Annotated in this window: 3 protein-coding genes and 2 pseudogenes; 1 reads left to right on the top strand and 4 read right to left on the bottom strand. The window is 62.3% G+C overall.

What is annotated here, in order from left to right; all coding sequences use genetic code 11:
* From L9Z73_RS26640 to pilM, 3 genes are all read right to left on the bottom strand, one after another.
* Positions 1–697 (bottom strand): type 4a pilus biogenesis protein PilO (locus L9Z73_RS26640; RefSeq protein ID WP_247407538.1); only part of this gene is annotated, 697 nt, incomplete at its 3' end.
* A complete protein-coding gene (locus L9Z73_RS26635) occupies positions 694–1245 on the bottom strand; it encodes a PilN domain-containing protein (RefSeq protein ID WP_247407536.1) in 552 nt (183 codons plus the stop codon). The genes L9Z73_RS26635 and L9Z73_RS26640, both read right to left, overlap by 4 nt.
* On the bottom strand, positions 1245–1898 hold the full coding sequence (gene pilM, locus L9Z73_RS26630) for a type IV pilus biogenesis protein PilM (RefSeq protein ID WP_247407534.1): 654 nt from the start codon (positions 1896–1898) through the stop codon (positions 1245–1247). The genes L9Z73_RS26635 and pilM overlap by 1 nt, the downstream gene beginning before the upstream one ends.
* Before the next feature lie 221 nt (positions 1899–2119).
* Here pilM and L9Z73_RS26625 point away from each other — a divergent pair.
* Positions 2120–3940, top strand: a pseudogene (locus L9Z73_RS26625) (penicillin-binding protein 1A); the annotation flags it as partial.
* Here L9Z73_RS26625 and L9Z73_RS26620 read toward each other — a convergent pair.
* Positions 3935–4049, bottom strand: a pseudogene (locus L9Z73_RS26620) (histidine triad nucleotide-binding protein); the annotation flags it as partial. The pseudogenes L9Z73_RS26625 and L9Z73_RS26620 overlap by 6 nt on opposite strands.

Genomic DNA, 4049 nt, shown 5'->3' with positions numbered 1-4049 from the left:
CGAGCGCGGGCCGGCCAGGCACGTGATCGACCTGCAAGGCGCGTTGCTGGAACGGATTGCGCAAGGCAAGCGCGTCATAGACAAAGCGCGGCCCCGGCTCAAAGGCCTGGCCCGACTGAACGCCCGGCGACGGATTGCGATACGTCTTGGCCAGCAACTCCAAGCGCAATGCCACCCCATCAACTCGCAGCGCGACATCATGCACCGTGACGATGCGCGGCAAGCCGCCCAAGGCGCTCACAAACATCGCCAGGTCGTGATAAGCCCCGGTGACGCGCAGGTGTAATGGCTGCTCGATATAGAGTGGCCGGGGCTGCTCATCCAACAGCACGATCTCGTCGACGAGCACCGCATTGGCCGCGCCCAGCCGGGCAATATCTTCGAGCAAAGCGGGTACCCCGGACGCGCCAGGCAACTGCTCCAACAGCCCGGTAAAGCGCGCCTGCATCGCCTGAAACTGCAGGCTGCGCGCCTCAAGACTGGCGGCAAGGCCCGCCTTTTCGGCGACCTGGCGCTGCAAGACGACGCCCTGCGCCTCAATCCCCTGCAACCGCTCCCGCGACGGGCTCAGGTACATCCCATCGCCCACCCACAGCACCAGGCCGGCGAGCGCGCAGCCGAGCACGGCCTTGGCGGGCAAGGGCCATTTCGCAGCGTTGTGGGTGAGAGCGGAAAAGTCGAGCCTGGGCAGGCTCACGGCTGGGCCTCGACGGACTCTCCCTGGCGCACCGTCAATTGAAACTCGTTGCCGCCCTGGTCATCTTCCATCCGCACACGTTGCAGCCGAGTGGCGTGGGCGCCTTCGGACGCTTGCAGGCGGCGCATCAGTTGGGCGATGTCCTGGCTGGAATCAGCGCTGCCTCGGATGCTGACCGTATCGCCCTTCGCCACAACCTCGTGCAAATGCACCCCGTCAGGCACCGCGCGAGCCAACTGATCCAAGAGCTGGGCACCGGCCGAACGGGCTTCGCTCAAGTCCTGCACGACCTTCATGCGCTCCGCCAATTGCTGGCTTTGCTGCTGCAGGTCATCGATGGTCTTGATGCGCGAGTCAAGGACGGCAACGTCCTTGTCCAGATGGTTATTACGCGTCACTTGTCGGTCAATCGCCTGGTCGATCACTTGATCGGCCAACCACACGGCAGCAAGCGCCACACAGGCAAACGCCAGCAGCAGCACCAGGAAGTATTTGCGCCGCCGTTCCGCCAGCGCCTGGCGCCAGGGCAAAAGGTTGATTCGTGTCATCAAGCGAAACTCCTCAGGGCCAACCCGCAAGCAATTCCCATCCCGTGGGCATCCACGGCCCATTGTGCGCCATCGACTCGATGGCCCAGCGTGAAGCTGGCGAAATCCTGACTGCAAGCGCGCGCCAATGCAAATGCTTCCACATCCACCACCTTCGGCACCAGCCCAGCCAGGCTCAAAACCGCGACGCGAGCCTCTACCTGGGCCTTATGGCACGCGGCGAGCAATACATCAACCCGCGCCAGATTCTGGGCCGATGGCCCGCGAACCTGGAAATCCAGGGCCATCTCATCCAGCGGGTACGGGATGTACTGGTCGGCCTCCATCTGGATCATCCAGGTCATTTCTTCCTCACTGAGCCCCGCCTCCAACTCGATCACCCGCGTAATCACCGAGGGGCCCGACACGGCCACGGCCGCTTGGCGGGCCGAGGTGCGCAACCGGGCCAACGCCTGGGACAACGCCTGCCCGACGCCGTCGAGGTCGAGCATGCTGCTATCGACCACGGCTTGGGCCGGTAGTGCCTGAGTGGCATAGCTTTGTACGCTGTAGCCAGTGGGCGAGCGGCCGAGTTCGATCAGCCGGATGCCCGTGTCCTGAATGTCGACACCCAGGACGGTATCGACTTTTTGCCTGAAAAATCCCTTTCCCATAAAACTCCCTAAAACTTTCCCTGTCATATCGCCTGATTGGCGCGGGGCACCGTGCATTCGGTCGCCTTGTTTGCGAGGCGCGAATGACGCCCCAAGCTGAAAAATGCTTTAATGCCCAGCGTTTTTTCCCGCTTTTTATCTGCAGCTCGGGTCGACTCATCGTTTGCCATGCATGTCCCGGCGCCTAACCCATTCTTTTCTCTGGAAATCCAAAAGCCTTGATTCGTCTGCTGAAGTTTTTCGGGTACTCCATTGTCGCCATCGTTTGCGGGCTGCTGCTCGTCCTCAGCGGCGCCTACCTCTACCTTAGTCCGGGTTTGCCCTCCGTAGAGGCCCTGAGAAGCATCCAGTTGCAGATTCCTTTGCGGGTCTACAGCAGCGATGAAAAACTGATCGCGGAGTTCGGCGAAATGCGCCGCACCCCGATCCGTTTCGCGGATATTTCGCCCAACTTCATCAACGCCCTGCTGTCGGCAGAGGACGATAATTTCGCCAACCACTACGGCGTCGACCCCAGCAGCCTGGTGCGGGCCGCCACGCAGTTGGTAAAAAGCGGACACATTCAATCCGGCGGCAGCACGATCACCATGCAGGTGGCGAAGAACTTCTTCCTCACCAGCGAGCGCAGCTTTTCGCGCAAAGCCACCGAGATCCTGCTGGCACTGCAGATCGAACGTCAGTTGACCAAGGACGAGATCCTTGAGCTGTACGTCAACAAGATCTACCTGGGCAACCGCGCCTACGGCATCGAAGCCGCTTCCCAGGTCTACTACGGCAAGTCGATTCGTGACGCCAGCCTGGCGCAGATGGCGATGATTGCCGGCCTGCCCAAGGCGCCCTCGCGCTTCAACCCGCTGGCCAACCCGGCGCGCAGCAAAGAGCGGCGCGACTGGATTCTGGGGCGCATGTACAAGCTGGGCAAAATCAGCCAGAGCGCCTATGAAAGCGCGGTGGCCGAGCCGTTGAACGCCAGTTACCACGTACCGACCCCGGAAGTGAACGCCCCTTATATCGCGGAAATGGCGCGTGCCGAGATGGTCGGCCGTTATGGCAGCGAGGCTTACACCGAAGGCTTTCGCGTGACCACGACCGTTCCGAGCGACTTGCAGGAAATCGCCAACAACGCGGTGCATGAAGGCCTGATCACCTACGACCAGCGCCACGGCTACCGCGGCCCAGAATCGCGCCTGCCGGGCAAGACCCTGAGCGCCTGGACCACCGAACTCGGCAAACAGCGCACGATCAGCGGCCTGGAACCTGCCATCGTCACCCAGGTGAAGAAGGACGGCGTGCAGGTACTGACCCGAACCGGCGAAGCGCATGTGGCGTGGGACAGCATGAAATGGGCGCGCCCATTCCTGAACACCAACAGCATGGGCCCGATGCCCAAGCAGCCGTCGGACGTCGCGCAGGTGGGTGACTTGATCCGCGTGCAACGCCAGAAAGACGACAGCCTGAAATTCAGCCAGGTGCCAGTCGCCCAAGGCGCGCTGGTTTCCCTCGACCCGCAGAACGGTGCGATCCGCGCCCTGGTCGGCGGCTTCGCGTTCGAGCAGAGCAACTACAACCGTGCCACCCAGGCCAAGCGCCAGCCGGGCTCGAGCTTCAAGCCGTTCGTCTACAGTGCCGCCCTGGACAACGGCTACACGGCCGCCAGCCTGGTCAACGATGCCCCGATCGTGTTTGTCGACGAGTACCTGGACAAGGTCTGGCGCCCGAAGAACGACACCAACACCTTCCTCGGCCCAATCCGCATCCGCGAGGCGCTGTACAAGTCGCGCAACCTGGTGTCGATCCGCTTGCTGCAGGCGATGGGCGTGAACAAGACCATCGACTACATCACCCGCTTTGGCTTCAACAAGGCGGACCTGCCGCCGAACCTGTCCCTGGCCCTGGGGACGGCGACCCTCACACCGATGGAAATCGCCACCGGCTGGAGCACGTTTGCCAACGGCGGCTACAAGATCGCGCCGTACCTGATCGACAAGATCGACAGCCGCAATGGCGACACCCTGTTCACCGCCAACCCGCCACGAGTGCCGGGTGATGTGGTCAACGGTCTGTCCACCTTCTTCATTGCAGTTCATCACCACACGGAAGCCCTTCTCGCAGCCCAGTTCCAGCGCCAGGCGCTGAGCGGTGAACAGGATA

It is taken from the genome of Pseudomonas emilianonis (genome assembly GCF_023072625.1).
In the GTDB taxonomy this organism is placed as follows: domain Bacteria; phylum Pseudomonadota; class Gammaproteobacteria; order Pseudomonadales; family Pseudomonadaceae; genus Aquipseudomonas; species Aquipseudomonas paraveronii.
This window is presented reverse-complemented; position numbering and strand designations above follow the sequence as displayed.